The 15385-nt window shown below is 69.1% G+C and carries 10 protein-coding genes; 5 read left to right on the forward strand and 5 right to left on the reverse strand.

Annotated elements, in window-relative coordinates; genetic code table 11:
• Window positions 1-9 precede the first annotated feature (9 nt).
• The 3 genes from JJ691_RS00295 to JJ691_RS00305 are packed head-to-tail and all read left to right on the forward strand — an operon-like array spanning window position 10 to window position 4063.
• Window positions 10-918, forward strand: coding sequence for a ribonuclease Z (locus tag JJ691_RS00295; protein WP_211766764.1), 909 nt, complete (start codon window positions 10-12; stop codon window positions 916-918).
• Window positions 915-1391: an SET domain-containing protein gene (locus JJ691_RS00300; RefSeq protein ID WP_211766765.1), complete on the forward strand. Its 477-nt coding sequence runs from the start codon at window positions 915-917 to the stop codon at window positions 1389-1391. Before JJ691_RS00295 ends, JJ691_RS00300 begins: the two co-directional genes overlap by 4 nt.
• Window positions 1388-4063 (forward strand): P-loop NTPase fold protein, encoded by a 2676-nt coding sequence (locus tag JJ691_RS00305; protein ID WP_211766766.1) that lies wholly within the window; start codon window positions 1388-1390, stop codon window positions 4061-4063. Before JJ691_RS00300 ends, JJ691_RS00305 begins: the two co-directional genes overlap by 4 nt.
• Here the strand turns inward: JJ691_RS00305 and JJ691_RS00310 are convergent.
• Complete coding sequence (locus JJ691_RS00310; RefSeq protein WP_211766767.1) at window positions 4060-4998, reverse strand: alpha/beta hydrolase; 939 nt, start codon at window positions 4996-4998, stop codon at window positions 4060-4062. The two genes, JJ691_RS00305 and JJ691_RS00310, sit on opposite strands and share 4 nt — an antisense overlap.
• A 99-nt stretch (window positions 4999-5097) precedes the next feature.
• On the opposite strand from JJ691_RS00310, the gene JJ691_RS00315 reads away from it, so the two are divergent.
• A complete protein-coding gene (locus JJ691_RS00315) occupies window positions 5098-5991 on the forward strand; it encodes a helix-turn-helix domain-containing protein (RefSeq protein WP_211766768.1) in 894 nt (297 codons plus the stop codon).
• Window positions 5992-6039: 48 nt separating this feature from the next.
• On the opposite strand, the gene JJ691_RS00320 is transcribed toward JJ691_RS00315, so the two are convergent.
• Window positions 6040-6180 (reverse strand): hypothetical protein, encoded by a 141-nt coding sequence (locus tag JJ691_RS00320; protein WP_211766769.1) that lies wholly within the window; start codon window positions 6178-6180, stop codon window positions 6040-6042.
• Window positions 6177-6299, reverse strand: a complete 123-nt coding sequence (locus JJ691_RS52865) for a hypothetical protein (RefSeq protein WP_256449351.1) — start codon at window positions 6297-6299, stop codon at window positions 6177-6179. Before JJ691_RS52865 ends, JJ691_RS00320 begins: the two co-directional genes overlap by 4 nt.
• Before the next feature lie 254 nt (window positions 6300-6553).
• Between JJ691_RS52865 and pip the strand changes: the two genes are divergently transcribed.
• Window positions 6554-7513, forward strand: a complete 960-nt coding sequence (gene pip, locus JJ691_RS00325; RefSeq protein ID WP_211766770.1) for a prolyl aminopeptidase — start codon at window positions 6554-6556, stop codon at window positions 7511-7513.
• A 178-nt stretch (window positions 7514-7691) separates the two neighbouring features.
• Here the strand turns inward: pip and JJ691_RS52015 are convergent, their stop codons facing one another.
• Both JJ691_RS52015 and JJ691_RS00350 read right to left on the reverse strand, forming a co-directional pair.
• The gene (locus tag JJ691_RS52015; RefSeq protein ID WP_249227600.1) at window positions 7692-11585 is read right to left on the reverse strand and encodes a glycoside hydrolase family 3 C-terminal domain-containing protein; all 3894 of its coding nucleotides are present in this window, start codon (window positions 11583-11585) and stop codon (window positions 7692-7694) included.
• A 171-nt stretch (window positions 11586-11756) separates the two neighbouring features.
• The gene (locus JJ691_RS00350; RefSeq protein ID WP_211766771.1) at window positions 11757-15320 is read right to left on the reverse strand and encodes a glycoside hydrolase family 3 C-terminal domain-containing protein; all 3564 of its coding nucleotides are present in this window, start codon (window positions 15318-15320) and stop codon (window positions 11757-11759) included.
• Window positions 15321-15385: the final 65 nt, after the last annotated feature.

Below are 15385 nucleotides of genomic sequence, written 5' to 3' on the forward strand. Positions count from 1 at the left end.
GATGGGTGGGTGTCCCAGCGTGAACTCGTGGTGCTCGGCTCGGCCAGCCAGACGCCGACCCGGCACCGCAACCACAACGGCTACCTGCTGCGTTTCGACGCGGAGGGCGTCCTGTTCGACCCGGGCGAGGGCACGCAGCGGCAGATGATCCTGGCCGGCCGGTCGGCCACGGAGATCACCCGTATCTGCGTCACCCACTTCCACGGCGACCACAGCCTGGGCCTGGCCGGCACCATCCAGCGGCTCTCCCTGGACAACGTCCCGCACCCGGTGCGCTGCTACTACCCGGCCTCCGGGCAGGTGTACTTCGACCGCCTGCGGCACGCGACTTCCTTCCATGAGCGGGCAACGCTGGTCACCGTTCCGTTGCAAGTGGACGGTCCGGTGGACGCCCTGCTGTCGGTGGCGGCCCTGGATCACCGTATCGACTGCTACGGCTATCGCCTGGCCGAACCGGATGGGCGCCGCATGCTCCCCGATCGGTTGGCCCACTTCGGCATTCGCGGTCCGCAGGTCAGCCAGTTGCAGCGGGACGGCGTCATCGAGATCGACGGCCGCCGGGTGACGGTGGACGAGGTCAGCGTCTTCCGCCCCGGCCAGGTCTTCGCCTTCGTCATGGACACCCGCATGTGTCCGGGCGCGCTGACCTTGGCCCAGGGCGCGGATCTCCTTGTCGCCGAGTCGACTTTTCTCGACGCCGACCGGGAACTGGCCCACATGTACCGCCACCTCACGTCCCGCGAGGCCGGCCGCCTGGCCGCCGAGGCCGGAGCCCGGGAACTGGTGCTGACTCACTTCTCCCAGCGCTACCCGTACGACGAGGCCGAACGCTTCCGCGAGGAGGCGGCACTCGAGTTCAAGGGCGAGATCCACGTGGCCGCCGACCTGACCACGATCCCGTTCCCGAGGCGCCGATGAGCTGGCTGCACCCCGACGTCGAGGTCCGGCGCTCGGCCATCGAGGGCAGCGGCCTGTTCGCCACCCGCCCCATTCCCGCCGGCACGGTCGTCGCCCGCCTCACCGGCACACTGGTGTCGACCGCCGAGCTGCTGCGGTTGCTTGACTCCGCAACGGAATACGTCGACACCATCGCGATCGACGACGACCAGCACCTCGTCCTGCCGCCCGGCCAGCCCATCCACTTCGGCAACCACAGCTGCGATCCCTCGATGTGGCACGTCGACGCCTCTACCCTGGCCACCCGCCGTGACCTGGCCATCGGCGCGGAGCTGACCGTGGACTACGCGTCGCAGACCACGGAATCGGCGTTCCGCATGGACTGCCGCTGCGGGACGGCGACCTGCCGTGGCGTGATCACCGGCGACGACTGGCGCCAGGTGGACTTCCAGGGCCACGCCGTGCCGGCGGTCCTGCGACAATCACCGGCATGACGGGGGTCACTGCTGGGCAGGAGTATCGAGTCGGCGTTGTCGACGGCGTCGAATTCGCGTTCGCGCTAACCGACCGGCCGTGGGAACTGGACATCGATGGCATCGTACTGTCGGTCGGCAGCGGCCTCGGTAGCCTCGGTGAGGCGGTGCGGGCCGAATTCCCGGACGCGCTGTGGAATGAGATCAACTATCTGGGGATCTCGGCCGCCAACCCGGTGGTGTCGGACCTGCCCTTACACCGCGAAAGCTGGTTGCGAAGGGCGATCCTGGTGACGGCTCGGAGCGATCGCGGCGTGGAAGCCACCGCGGCGTCGATCATCACGGCCACCCGGGCGGCCTTGACCGCGGCCAGCGATGCCGGGGTCACGGCAGTCGGGATGCCGTTGCTGGGGACGGGAGTTCTCGGCGAGGACTTGACCAAGGTCGCCCACGCGATGGTGCCGGCGGCGGTCGCCATGACGCAGAGACTGCGTCGCCTGCAGCGGATCGTCTTTTTCGGCCAGACCGAGAGCACCGTGGCCACAATCCGGAAGGAGTTTGCCGAACTCGGGTTCGCCGAGGCAGAAGTCCGGTCGCCGGTGGCACCTGAGGGCGGGGACCTCGCTGGCGGGATTTCCAGCGATCTGGTCGATCCCACCCAGCCGATCGCGCTCGAAAAGGACCGGCTCGGGTTCGCGCCGTACGTGTCGATGCTGGCGACGGTGATCGCCGATCGGGAGACGCCGCTGCCGCTGTCCATCGGGGTGTTCGGCCCGTGGGGTGCGGGCAAGAGCTACTTCATGGGCCTGCTGCGCACGGAGGTCGGGCGGTTGGCCCGGCAGGACGACCGCTACTGCGGGGAGATCGCCCAGATCGCCTTCAACGCCTGGCACTACGCGGACAGCAACCTCTGGGCCAGCCTCGGCGACGAGATCTTCCGGCAGCTCGCGGGGTCGGAGACCAAGCCCAAGGAGCGGGCCGAGCAGATCCGCACCGAGTTGGCCGGGCAGCTGGAACACCGCAAGCAGCTGGAGGCGGCGACCAGGCAGGCCAGGGAGACCGCCGCCGATCTGCGGGCGCAGGTGGACAAGGCCGCTGCCGACCGAGACGTCAGCGCCCGGGATCTTGTTGCGGCGATCGGGAAATCCACCAAGCTGCGGGTGGGAATCGACAAGCTCTGGGACCGCCTCGGCATCAGGGACGAGGCCGAGCGGGGCAAGCTGCTGGCCGAGGAGCTGAGCGGCACGCTGACCGAGGCGGATGTGTTGCGCCGCGCACCGAAGGAGCGCCGAGGTCGGATCGCCTTGGCGGTGGCGGCGATTCTGTTGCTGGGCGGACTGTTCACGGTGGCGATCGCCCCGGAGCTGCGGGCGTGGCTGGCCGGGGTCGGCGGCGCGTTCGTCCTGGTCGCCGGCTGGGGCACGTACGCGCTGGCGAAGGCGCGGTCCGGGTTGCGGCAGCTGCGGGAGCTCACGGAGGACCTGCACTCGGGATTGGCCCGGGAGGCCGACAAATCCGTCGGCGACATGCTGGCGCGGCTGCGAGAGGCCGAGGCCGAGCAGTTGGTCGCCGAGGCGCAGCTGAAGCAGGTGGTCCAGCACGTCGGCGAACTGGGCCGGGAGTTGGCGCAGCTGGCCCCGGGCAGCCGGCTCTACTCGTTCCTCGCCGACCGGGCCCGCAGCGAGGCATACAGCGGCAACCTCGGCCTGATCTCCCTGATCCGCAAGGACTTCAAGCAGCTCGTGGACCTCATGGCCGACTGGCGGGCCAACCCCGACCAAGGGGACTCGCCGCGGCGGCCGGTGGAACGCATAGTGCTCTACATCGACGATCTCGACCGGTGCAGCCCGCGCCAGGTGGTCGAAGTGCTGCAAGCCGTGCACCTGCTGCTGGCCTTCGAGCTCTTTGTCGTGGTGGTCGGCGTCGACCCGCGTTGGCTGCTCAGCTCGGTGCGCAGCCACTACGGCGAGATCCTCGACGGCCACGCCACACCCGAGGACTATCTGGAGAAGATCGTCAATATTCCCTTTGTGCTGCCGGGAATGACCGACGGCAGCATGAGTCGGCTGCTGGGCGGTCTGGTCGCGGAATCCATTGTGGACGAACCGGGCTCGACGATCGTCGACGTGCCGTCGCCGCCGCCGGTCGCCGCGCCCGGACTGATCACCGTGGAGCCAGGGTCCGAAGTGGACACTCAGCGGCAACCGCGTCGCGAGGTGTCGCCGCCGCGGCCGCTGACGCAGCCGGAGTTGGAGCTGCTGTCAGCTCTGGACCCACTGGTCGCCACGCCGCGTGAGGCGAAGCGAATCATCAACCTGTACCGCATGATCCGCGCCACCCGGAACCTCTCCGACGCTGCCAGCTTCCTCGGCGGCGAGTACCAGGTGGTGATCGTCCTGCTCGGGCTGCTGACCGCCCATGCCGACCTCACCTGTGTGGTGTTCGACGCTGTGATGCGGCGGTTCCCAGGCACGGGATGGACGGCGTTCGTGGCTGAACTGGCGCCACACAAGGAGAACGATGTCTGGCGCAACGACCTCGTCGGGGCGATTCCCGACGAGGCCGTGGCCCGCTGGCGACACCTGCACGACGGCCTGGCCAAGGTGTCGAATCAGGTGACCATCGACGACGTGACTGACGTGCGGGGCTGGATTCCTCGGATCCGCCGCTTCTCCTACGTGCTCCCCGGCTAGGCCCGCAGGCCGCGGCGAAGATCCTCGATCGTGTCGGCGAGCTGCCGCTTGGTCACCGCCGCATCGCGTATCTTCGCCGAGCCGTGGAAGGTGCCGGCGTAGTGCCGGAGCTCGGTGAGCACGCCGGCATGCATCAGGCGCTGCGCGTAGTCGATGGCCTCGTCACGCAGCGGGTCGTACTGGCAGGCGGTCACCACCGTCGGCGGCAGGCCGGTGAGGTCGGTGGCGCGGGCCGGCGCCGCGTAGATCGGGACGTCGGCCGTGCCGCGCACCCCCTTGCCGAGGTAGGCATCCCAGCTGAAGACGGCCAGCGGCCGCTTGAACCCCGGAGTGTCCACATAGTCCCGCATCGACGGCGTGTCCAGGCGGTCGTCGAGCTCCGGGATGCCGAGGTACTGCAGGCACAACGCCGGGCCGCCCCGGTCCCGGCTCAGCAGCGTGACCCCGGCGGCAAGGCCGCCACCCGCGCTCATGCCGGCGACGCCGATGCGTTCCGGGTCGACGCCCAGATCCGACGCCTTGTCGGCCAGCCAGGTCAGCGCGGTGTAGCAGTCCTCCAGCGGCGCCGGGTAGGGATGCTCGGGCGCGAGCCGGTAGTCCACCGACACCACCACGATGTTCAGCCGGTCCGCGTACTCCTGGACGCCGGCGTCGAACTCGCCGACGCTGCCCATGATGAAGCCGCCGCCGTGGATGTAGAGCAGCCCGGGGCGCAGGCCGTCCCGCTCGGCCGGGGCGTACACCCGGACGGGAACGTCTCCGGCCATGGTGTCCTCGATGGTGAGTTCCCGGGTCGGCCGGTAGTCCGCGCCCCTCTTGCTCAGCATCTCCTTGGCCCGGGCGCGAGCGGCGGGCAGGTCGTTCAGGATGCCCGCCCCGATGTCGGGGATCATGTCCAGCCAGGTGGCGAGTTCCGGATCCAGCGCGTACGTCATGGTCACCAGCTTCGGCCAACCACCGGGCGGGCCGCCACCGACACGTGGTGGCGGTTCGAGCCCGACCACCCGCCAAGTGGCGGGGGTACTGTCGGGGGCATGGAAGGTCTGCTGCTGCGGCTGTCGGGGCTGGACGCCGATGCCGAGGACGCCGTGCGCGTGATCGGCTTCTTCGACCGGCTGATCGCCCGGCGCGCCACCATGGACCAGGTGGTCCGCCAGGCCGGCCAGCTGGCCGAGTGCCCGGTCGGCGTGGGTGGCCCCGTGCCGGCCGGGGCCGTGACCTCCGTTCTCGAGGATGACACGGTGGTGTGGCTGGCGCGGGACGGGCAGCCGCTGCCGCTGGACCAGATCCTGTTGGAACGCCTGGCCATCACCGCCGCCGTGCTGCTCGACCACAGCCGGGTCCCGCCGCCCGCGCTGGGCGATCCGGCGCTGGTGGAGCTGGCCATCAGCGACAGCGCCGGCGAGCCGGAGCGGCTGCGGGCCATCCAGCTGCTGGGCCTGATGCCCACCACCCGGCTCCGGGTGCTGGCCGTGCGCGATGCCCGCCCGCTGCTCGTGACCGGTGAGGAAATCCCCGCGCAGCAAGGCTTCGCCGGTGTCAGCGCCAGAGTGCCGGCCATCGAGGCCCCCACCGCGTGGCGGTCAGCGCGGACCGCACTGCGTTTCGCCACCGCGACAACGCCCATCGTCCACGCCGAGGAACTGGGAGCCGCCCACCTGCTGGCCGGCCTGCCGCCAGCCGAGATCGCCAAGGCCCCCGACGTGATCGCCCTCGACGGCTTGGCCAACGAGCTGGAGCTCCTGGAGGCTGTGACCGTGACCAGCTCCGTCCGCCAGGCCGCTGCTCTGATGCACCGGCACCACAGCACCATCGCCCCGCGGCTGGAGCACGCCGAACGGGTGCTGGGCTTTCGCCTCGACACCGCCGACGGCCGATTCCGCCTCCGGCTGGCTCTGACGCTGAAGCGCCTGCGGGACAACGACTAGCCGCCTGGTTCCGTAAGTAGTGGGGTGGGCTGAACTCCGGTCTCCCGTTCAGCCGGGGAAGGCGCAGCCCTGGTCCCGCAGGATCAACGCCCGCCGTAGCCGGTGGGGAATTGTGCGGGTCAGCCGTCCGAAGTCCAGGGGATCGGATCGACCGCCCAGCACCACGGGGTGCGGGACAACAGCTCTCACACCACTTCCAGGCTCTCCGGGTAGATCCGGCGGCGCTCGGCCTCGCCGTGGCTGAGAGCGGCATGCAGCGATTCCCTGTCGAGCTGCCACCGGGCAGTCCCTTCGGAGATCGCTGTCATGCCCCCATTCTACCGCCAATGGAAGCCGATTTCCCTTACGTGCCAACCTATACACGATCGAGCTACCTGTGAATCCGATCAGCTTATGGCGTTGTGGCTTTGAAGATCGACATGGCTGCATCGCCAGCTTTGTCGACCAAGCTGGATCTGGGGGCTCATCGCCCGGTCGTGGTCCCACACCGGTTCGTAGCCGGCGAACCTGGACGTCGGAAATCGGGACCTGCGTGACGATCGTTCTCGTAGGATCAACGATCATGGTTGATTTCTATCCGCCGACGAGTCCGTACGACACTGGATTTCTCGACACCGGGGACGGTAACCGCATCTACTACGAGCAGCTCGGCAGCCCTGACGGGAAGCCCGCGCTGAACGTGCACGGGGGCCCGGGAGCGGGTGCGCCGCGGCAGCCGACGAGAGCCTGGGATCCCGAGCGTTACCGCGTCATCCGCTTCGACCAGCGCAACTGCGGTCGCAGCACTCCGCATGCCAGCGACCCGGCGGCGGACATGAGGCTCAACACCACCCAGCACCTGATCGACGACATGGAGCGGCTGCGTGCGCACCTCGGCATCGACAAATGGCTGCTCAACGGTGCTTCTTGGGGTGCCACCCTCGTTCTCGCCTATGCGCAGCAGCACCCCGAGCGGGTCAGTGAGGTGGTCATCCCGGCGGTGACGATGTGCCGCCGGTCCGAGATCGACTGGCTCTACCGGGGCGCTGGACGGTTCTATCCCGAGGCCTGGGACCGCTTCCGCGACGGCGTTCCCGAAGACGAGCGGGACGGCGACTTGTTGGCGGCCTACTCGCGGCTGATGGAAAATCCTGACCAGGCGATCCGGGAGAAGGCCGCTGCCGACTGGCTCGCCTGGGAGGACGCGGTGATCTCCAACGAGCCCAACGGCTCGCCCGGCGTCTACAGCGACCGCGAGGTCGACGCCCAGATCGCGATGGTGCGGATCTGTGCCCACTTCTTCAGCAACGGAGCGTGGCTGGCGGAGGATCAGCTGCTGCGCGACGCGCACAAGCTGGCCGGGATACCGGGGGTGCTGGTGCACGGCCGGCACGACATGGGCTGCCCGGTGCAGACGCCGTGGGAACTGGCGAAGGCGTGGCCGGGCGCGCGGCTGCACATCATCGAGGACTCCGGGCACGGTGGCAGCGATGCGATGTCCGCGACGACCCGGGCAGCCATCGAGGAGTTCAAGAACCGGTGATCCGCACCGGGCATGGGGGGTCTCGACGGCGCGCCGCGCCATCCGGACTCGACGAGTTGAAATCTCGGGTCCAGCGGCGTACCCGCGCCCGGAACTGGGCGTGTTTCGGGGGCCCAACCGCACCGAAGACCCGGAGGTGGTCGGCCGGGACAGGGAAACCGGCCGACCACCTGGGGCGTCACGAGATGGTGACGGATCCGGTGAGGGGGAGGGATCGGGAGGAGCCGCCCACTCGGATGGTGTTGGCGCCGGTCGCCTTGGTCCAGCCGTTGTTCCAGTACTGGAAGCTGCGGGCGTCCAGGGTGACCGTCACGTGCTGGGTCTGGCCGGGGGTGAGGGTGACGCGGGTGAAGCCGTGAAGGCTGTTGGGGGGCTCGCCGGTGGTGGCGGGCTGGCCGACGTAGACCTGGGCGACTTCGGTGCCGGCGCGGGAGCCGGTGTTGGTGACGTCGAAGGCCACCTGCACGGCGCCGGAACTGTCCGGTGTGGACACTGTGAGGTTCGAGTAGGCGTAGGTGGTGTAGGAAAGGCCGAAGCCGAAGGGGAACATCGGGGTGACGCCCTGGCTGTCGTACCAGCGGTAGCCGACGTCGAGTCCTTCCGAGTACTGGACGCTGCCGTTCTGGCCGGGCCACTGGGCCGGGGTGTGGGCCGGCACGTCGTTCAGCGAGTTCGGGAACGTCACGGGCAGCTTGCCGGAGAAGTTGCTGTCACCGAACAGAAGTGCGGCGATGGCGGCCCCGTCCTCCTGACCGGGGAACCAGTTCTCGACGATGCCCCGCACCGAGTTGGCCCACGGCATGGTGACGGCCGAGCCGGAGTTGACCACGACGATGGTGTTGGGGTTGGCGGCGGCGACCTGGCTGACCAGGGTGTTCTGGTCGGCGGACAGGTCGATGTTCTGGAGGTCGCCGCCCTCGGAGCCGGCGTTGCTGACGAACACGACGGCGGTGGCGGCGTTGCGGGCGGCGGTGACGGCCTGGCCCAGCAGGTCCTGGTTGGGGATCTGCCAGCCCAGGTTGAGCTGGCTGCCGCCGCCGTCCTGGAAGTAGTCGACCTCGACGCTGACCGGCTGACCGGCGGTCAGGGTGATCGAGCCGGTCCTGGTGGTCGGCGGCTGGTCGGCCCAGTTGCTGATCACCTGCTGCCCGTTGACGAACAGCCGGCTGCCGTCGTCGCTGGTCAGCGAGAAGGTGTAGCTGCCGGTGGTGGGCGGGGTCAGGGCGCCGGTCCACTTGGCCGACCAGTTGGTCGCCGGCACGCCGGCGGTCGGGGACTGGGTGCCCCAGATGAAGTTGACGTTCGGATCGGTCCGCGTCAACAACGGCGGGCCGGACATGCTGGTGCCGTCGTAGAAGGTGGCGGTCAGCCCGTTGCCGAAGGCGGACGGGTCGATGATCTCCCCGTTCGGCGCGGCGACACCCTGGGCGTAGGTGACGGTGGAACCAGCGGCCCGAGCCTTGATGCCCTGGTACGGCGTGACCACGTGCGGCGCGTTGACGTGCGCTGAGCCGCCGCCGGCGGTCAGGGCGTTCTGCCCGGCGTCGTCACCGATCACGGCGATGGAGCCGGCACCCAGTGGCAGCGCGGAGTTGCTGTTCATCAGCAGCACGCTGCCCTCGGTGGCGACCTGCGAGGCCACGGCGGTGTGCGCGTCGGAGGTGACCACGGAGTTGATCGTGCCGGTTGGGGAGTGGTCGAACAGCCCGGCCCGGAACATCGCCACCAGGATGGCCCGCACATGGCTGTCGATGGTCGCGATGGACACCTGCCCGCTGGCCACGGCCTGGGTCAGCGGCGCGCCGTAGTACTGGCTGCCGTCCATCTCCATGTCCATGCCGTTGGTGACCGACGGGACGGTGGAGTGGGTGCCGCCCCAGTCCGAGGTGACAAAACCGGAGAAGCCCAGCTGCTGCCGCAGGATCGTGTTCAGCAGCTGCCCGTTCTCGCAGGCGAAGGTGCCGTTGATCTCGGCGTACGAGCACATCACCGAGTCGGTCTGGCCCTCCTGGACGGCCGCCTGGAACGCCGGCAGGTAGATCTCCTGCTCGGTCCGGTCGGAGACGACGGCGTTGTCCTGCGCGGTGTTCCGGTACGTCTCCTGGTTGTAGACGGCGTAGTGCTTGACCTGGGTCATCGGCCCCTGCGCGCGGATGCCCCGCAGGTCGGCCGCGCCGAGCTGGCCGGCCAGGTACGGGTCCTCGCCCAGCGACTCGAAAGCCCGGCCCCAGCGCGGATCCCGGACGATGTTGATCGTTGGACCCAGCACGAGGCTCGCGCCCTTGCCCCACTCCTCGGCCCCGATCACGCCGCCGTACTGCTTCATCAGCGCGCTGTCCCAGGTCGCCGCGCCGGCCACGGGCGCCGGCAGCTGGGTGACGCCGACAGCGCCGTCGGCGACACCCGCCGGCCCGTCCTGCAGGTGCAGGCCGGGAATCCCGAGGCGGGGAATCGGATCCACGCAGGCGCCGTAGCCGCAGGACGCCCCGCCGTGCATCATGGTCAGCTTCTCGTCGGTGGTCATCTGGGCCAGCAGCGCGTCGGCCCGCTGCTCCGGCGAGCCGGGCGGCGGCGGGGCGGACGGCGTGCCGTAGACCTGGAACTCCGACACCTGTCCGGCCGGCCAGCCGGTGTTGCCGGTGAACGTCAGCCGCACGTACCGCTGCGCGCTGCCGGGCAGCGAGATCGTGACGGTGTTGCCGGTGGCCGGATCGAAGCGATACCCGTTGCTGGCCACCACATTGGTGAAGGTGGTGCCGTCATTGCTGCCGCTGACGGTGAGGGTCTGCGTCCGCGCGCCCCAGGCTGTCGACGGCGGCAGCGTCAGCGTGATCGAGTTGACGGCGGTGGACGCGCCGAGATCCACCTGGAGCCACTGCGGGAACGCGTTGTTGGCGCTTTCCCAGTAGCTGCTGGTGTTGTTGTCGTTGGCGTTGCCCGGCGGGAAGCCGCCCTGTGAGCCGCTGGCGGTCATTGCCTTGCCCAGCGCCAGGTTCACGTCGGCGGGCGCCATCGCCCCCGGGTCGAACTTGTCCACCCAGTACTTGGTCCGGTCCAGGTAGGCCGTCGACGAGGCCGTGCCGGACTGCCCGTACGCGCCGTCGTAGGTGAGATATCCGTGTCCCGCCGGCGGATTCGAGCTGGCCGGCTCGATCTGGGAGCCCTCGTGCCACTCGTTGAACGAGGTCACCGACACCCAGTCCGGGTTGCCGCTGATGCTCGGGCTGAGCGCGTTGTTCCACGTCTTGTCGTACTCGGATCCGTTGTCCCGGTTGACGGTCGGCGTGGTGTTGCCGGGCACCGCGCGGTCGTCGATGTAGCCGGGAGCCACCGACGGGGCCCACACCATGCCGTGCTGGTGGCAGTACGCGCCGGCGTTGGCCCAGCCGGGCGCGGTCGCGGCGGCGATGCCGTCGTAGGTGTACATGCCGTTGAAGTGCGCGACCTTGGAGGTGTCGGTGGTCTGCGCGAGCACGATGTTGCCGCCGGTCACCGAGTCCAGCGCGGACCAGTCGGTGATGTTGAGGCTCTGGAAGACGTAGAACGCGGCTTTGTTGCCGTGTGAGGGATCCCGGTAGAACGCCGGGCTGGAACCGTAGCGCGAGTTGATGTACTGGATGTCGGACGCCACGGACGCGCCGGTGCGGTTGCCGTACGGCTCGATGTGCCAGGCGACCCGGATGCCGTGTCGCGCGGCCGCGGCCAGCACGCCGGCGGCGAGATTGTCCTCATAGGATCCCTGGCCCCACCAGCTGTAGATGATCACGCCGGCGCCGGATCGGGCGATCCAGGTCATCTGCTGGTCGACCGCGCCGTTGACGTCGCCGGAGTCGTAGGCCCCGAGCGAGGGGTAGAAGTTGGAGCCGATGTCGTCCGGCGGCGTGTGCCCGCCCTGGTCCCAGTGCCGGTAGCTGCCGTTCACGGTCGGGCTGCCGTACCAGGGGTAGTAGAACAGCTGCACCTTGTCGGAGAGTCCGGCCGCGTTGCGGGCCAGCGCCGCCGGGGCGTGCACGGCGACCAGAGCGCTCAACAGCAGGGCCGCTACGGCGATCAGGCTTCTCAAGCTTCGCATGGCAGGGTCCATTCGGAAGCCGGTGTAACAGGGAAGTGAACCGACCATAGGCTTCTGAACGGAAAGCTGCAAGAGTTCGACTACACAGCGCAAGAAGTTGACACTAGTGGCCCTGGACGTGCGGAAACCCCGCCCGGTCCACGCTGACCGGGCGGGGCGCCAGCACCGCGATCAGCCGACGGCGACCGCGAACACGTGCAGCTTGGGCTGTCCCTGGGTGGCCACCGAGGTGACGTTGGGCAGGGTCACCACCGAGACCGTCTTGCCGGCCTGCAGCGGCACCGACGAGTAGTACATGTTGACCTTCTGTGTCTGCTGCCCGCCGCCGTTGTTGAGGTACGGCAGCGCGGCCAGCACTTCCTCGCCGGGGATCGACGGCGACTGCCACCAGTCGTTGAAGCCCAGCGCGAACTGCTGGGTGGTGCCGTCGGTGTAGACGATGGTGCCGCCGCCCGACGGCGTGCCGGAGTCACCGGTGCCGATGAAGCCCAGCTTGCTGCCGGAACCGGACAGCAGCACCGACTGGCCGCCGGTGAGCACGTTGTCCGGCTGCCCGTTGCCGGACGTCGGCCAGGTGAAGGTCAGGCCGTCGTGCTGCACGGTGCCGCCCGACGTGAGACCGGCCGCCGCCAGCGCCTGGGCCGAGTAGCTCAGGCCGCCGCCGTCCAGGTTGCCGGCCCCGGTGTTGTGGTCGTCGCTGATGCCGACGTTGTTGTAGGCGGCCGTGAACGAGGCGTACGGCACCGAGATCTGCCCGACATCCGTTCTGGTGCCGGCACTTGTGGTCGCCGCCGCGCTGAACGGATAGGCGCCGGCCGCGGCGTTCGCGGGCGCGGTGATCTGCCAGGTCGTCTTCACGGTCTGGCCGCCGGCCACCGACGGGAAGCTGGCCGGCGAGGTCGCCGTGGCCGTCCAGCCGGCCGGCGCGGTGATCGACATCGTCACGTTGCTGATGGCCGAGTTGCCGCCGTTGGCGAACGACGTGGTCGCGGTGACGCTGTTGCCGGCCTTGACGATCGGCGGGACGGACAGCGTCAGCGAGTGCCCGACGACGATCACCGCGGTGCCGGCGACGCCGTTGACCGTGACCTTGATCGTGGCCACACCGTCGCCGGCCGCTCGCACCAGGCCCTTCGCGTCCACCGTGGCCACGTTGGTGTTGCTCGACGCGTAGGTGACCTTGGCCTTGGAGAGGTCCACAAAGGACTGGTCGTTGTTCACGGCCGTCACGACGTTGTCGGCCGCCGCGTGCTGCTGGCCGGTGTCGTCGGCGATCCACTTGTTCTTGCCGGTCAGGTCGATCGTGTCGCCGGCCCGGTACTCGACCGCCCCCGGCTGCACGGTGACGTAGGAGATCTTCGGCGTGATCGCCCCGGTGACCGTGGTCTTCACCGCGCTGGCCACGTCATGGGAGTTGGACGCCACCTGGAACTGGTAGACGCCGTTGTACACGGCCTGCTTCGTGCCGTCCCACTGGGACAGGTCGGAGAGCTTCACCGGGATGGTGATCTTCTGCGACTGCCCCGGCTTGAGCACGTCGGTCTTCTTGAAGCCGGCCAGCCGCTTGATCGGCAGCTCCACGTTCGGCACCGTGAACTGTTGCGCCGCATAGAGTTGCGCCACCGTGGCGCCTGCGGTCCTGCCGGTGTTGGTGACCGTGAAGGAGATGTTCACGGTGCCGTCGGCGTTGACCGTCGACTTGTCGATCGTCGCCGGCGAGTAGCCGAAGGTGGAGTAGCTCAGGCCGTAGCCGAACGGGTAGCTGGGCGTGCCGGTGAAGTACTGGTAGGTCCGTCCCAGGCCGTTGGTCTCGTTGGGGGCCAGGCCGTAGTCGTTCATCGGCGGCAGCTGCGAATCGTCCTTGTACCAGGTGAAGTTGAGGTGGCCGCTCGGATTCTGCTTGCCGGTCAACACATCGGCCAGCGCCGCGCCCTGGGCCTGCCCGTTGTAGCCGGAGAACAGGATCGCCGGCACACTGCCCTGCACGTCGTCGAGCACGACCGGGCCGTCGGACTGCACGACCAGCGCGGTGTTGGGGTTGCCCAGCGCGGCGACCTGCGTGATCAGCGAGTGGTAGTTGCCGGGCAGCGCGAGCGTGCTGCGGTCATGCCCCTCGTTGGCCACAGTCCCATCGGTGCCAACGAATTCCACCACGAGGTCGGCGCTCTTGATGTCGGCCTGGGTCTGTGCCGACAGCGTGGCCGGGCCGGTCGAGCCGGTGGACGTGCCGGCGGAATCGAAGATCACGTTGGCGCCGGGCAGCGCGGCCTTGATGCCGCCGACCGCGCCGACCTGCACGCTGGGCTGGCCGGAGTAGTTGCCCAGGGTGACCTTGTTGGCCATGTCGCCCAGGATCACGACTTTCTTCACCTTCGACGGCGTCACCGGCAGCACGCTGTGGTCGTTCTTCAACAGCACCAAGGAGTTGTCGGCCACCTTCTGGGCTAGGTCCTGGTGGGCCGGGCTCTGGATGGCGGCCTTGGTGATCTGCGTGTACGGCACGCTGCCGACCGGGTCGAACTCGCCGGTCGCCATCCGGATGGTGAACACCGGCACCAGCGCGGCGTCCAGCACGCCCTCGCTGAGCACGCCGGCGTTGATCGCCTCCTGGATGTTGGGCAGCGTGTTCTCCTCGCCCGGGCAGTTCAGCGCGGTGCCGGCCCGCAGCGCGTAGGCCTGGCCGCCGGCCGCCCCGGACACCTGCTGCCCGGTCGCGGTGTTGGTCCAGGTGGCGCCCGACCCCTTGCCGTCGGTGGTCCAGCCGGGCGGCGCCCAGTTGTGGCCGTCGTTCGGCTGCTTGTAGGTCGTGCCCACCGCGCCGCAGTCGGAGGTGATGTAGCCGCCGAAGCCGTACGTGCGCTGGGCCAGCTCGTTGGTGGTGTAGGTGTCCGCCACCGAGGGCGTGCCGTTGATCGCGTTGTACGAGGTCATCAGGCCGGCCACGTGCGCGTTCTCGATCAGGCTGCGGAACTGCGCGGTGTAGTAGTCCCGGATGTCGGCGTCGCTGGCGTCCGAGCTGATGCCGGTCCGGTTGAGCTCGACGTTGTTGAGCGCGTAGTGCTTCGCGGTCGCCGCGACCTTCAGGTACTTGTTGGCGGCGGTGCCGTCCGGCTTGTTGCCCTGGTAGCCGTTGACGAACGCGCCGGCGATCTGCCCGACCAGATAGGGATCCTCGCCGAAGGCCTCGTCGGTGCGGCCCCAGCGCGGGTCGCGATCCATGTTGACGGTCGGGGCCCAGTAGGTCAGCGAGCCGTAGTCGTTGACGTCCGGCCCGATGTTGTTGGGGCTGACGCCCCACAGCGACTTGTCCAGGAAGCCCCGGATCTCGTCGGAGACCGCGGTCGTCTCCTGATACACCAGGTCCGGGTCCCAGGCCATGCTGGACGCGAAGTTGGTCGGGAAGCTGGTGGCGTGCACCTGGTCCGGCGGGGTGTTGGGATTGGTCGAGGCGCCCAGCCGGTTGATGCCGTGCTGGCCCTCGCTCCAGTAGGTGTACTGCTGCACCCCGAGTCTGGGGATCGCCGGCCCGCTGTTGGTGGACAGCTGGCGGACCTTCTCCTCCAGGGTCATCCGGGAGACCAGGTCGGCCGCCCGCTCGGCGAACGAGTAGTGGGTGTCCTTGTAGACGGGTAAGGGATCGGTGGCAGCCGCGCTGCCACTGGTCAGGCCCAGCGTGGTCAAGCCCAGCGCGCAGATCACCGCGCACGCCGAGGCCACAGTCGCCGATATCCGCATGACTTGGCTGCCTCCGTCGTTGGAGAAGCTCCGGTGTGCGGGGCTGGCGGCAAGGCCACTATGGC

The organism is Kutzneria sp. CA-103260 (assembly GCF_018263855.1).
In the GTDB taxonomy this organism is placed as follows: domain Bacteria; phylum Actinomycetota; class Actinomycetes; order Mycobacteriales; family Pseudonocardiaceae; genus Kutzneria.

Bases quoted from the DNA above. Each gene is read 5' to 3' on its own strand.
- JJ691_RS00300 (WP_211766765.1), top strand. From the start codon at position 915: ATGAGCTGGCTGCACCCCGACGTCGAGGTCCGGCGCTCGGCCATCGAG.
- JJ691_RS00350 (WP_211766771.1), bottom strand. From the start codon at position 15,320: ATGCGGATATCGGCGACTGTGGCCTCGGCGTGCGCGGTGATCTGCGCG.
- JJ691_RS00305 (WP_211766766.1), top strand. From the start codon at position 1,388: ATGACGGGGGTCACTGCTGGGCAGGAGTATCGAGTCGGCGTTGTCGAC.
- pip (WP_211766770.1), top strand. From the start codon at position 6,554: ATGGTTGATTTCTATCCGCCGACGAGTCCGTACGACACTGGATTTCTC.
- JJ691_RS52015 (WP_249227600.1), bottom strand. From the start codon at position 11,585: ATGCGAAGCTTGAGAAGCCTGATCGCCGTAGCGGCCCTGCTGTTGAGC.
- JJ691_RS52865 (WP_256449351.1), bottom strand. From the start codon at position 6,299: ATGACAGCGATCTCCGAAGGGACTGCCCGGTGGCAGCTCGACAGGGAA.
- JJ691_RS00310 (WP_211766767.1), bottom strand. From the start codon at position 4,998: ATGACGTACGCGCTGGATCCGGAACTCGCCACCTGGCTGGACATGATC.
- JJ691_RS00315 (WP_211766768.1), top strand. From the start codon at position 5,098: ATGGAAGGTCTGCTGCTGCGGCTGTCGGGGCTGGACGCCGATGCCGAG.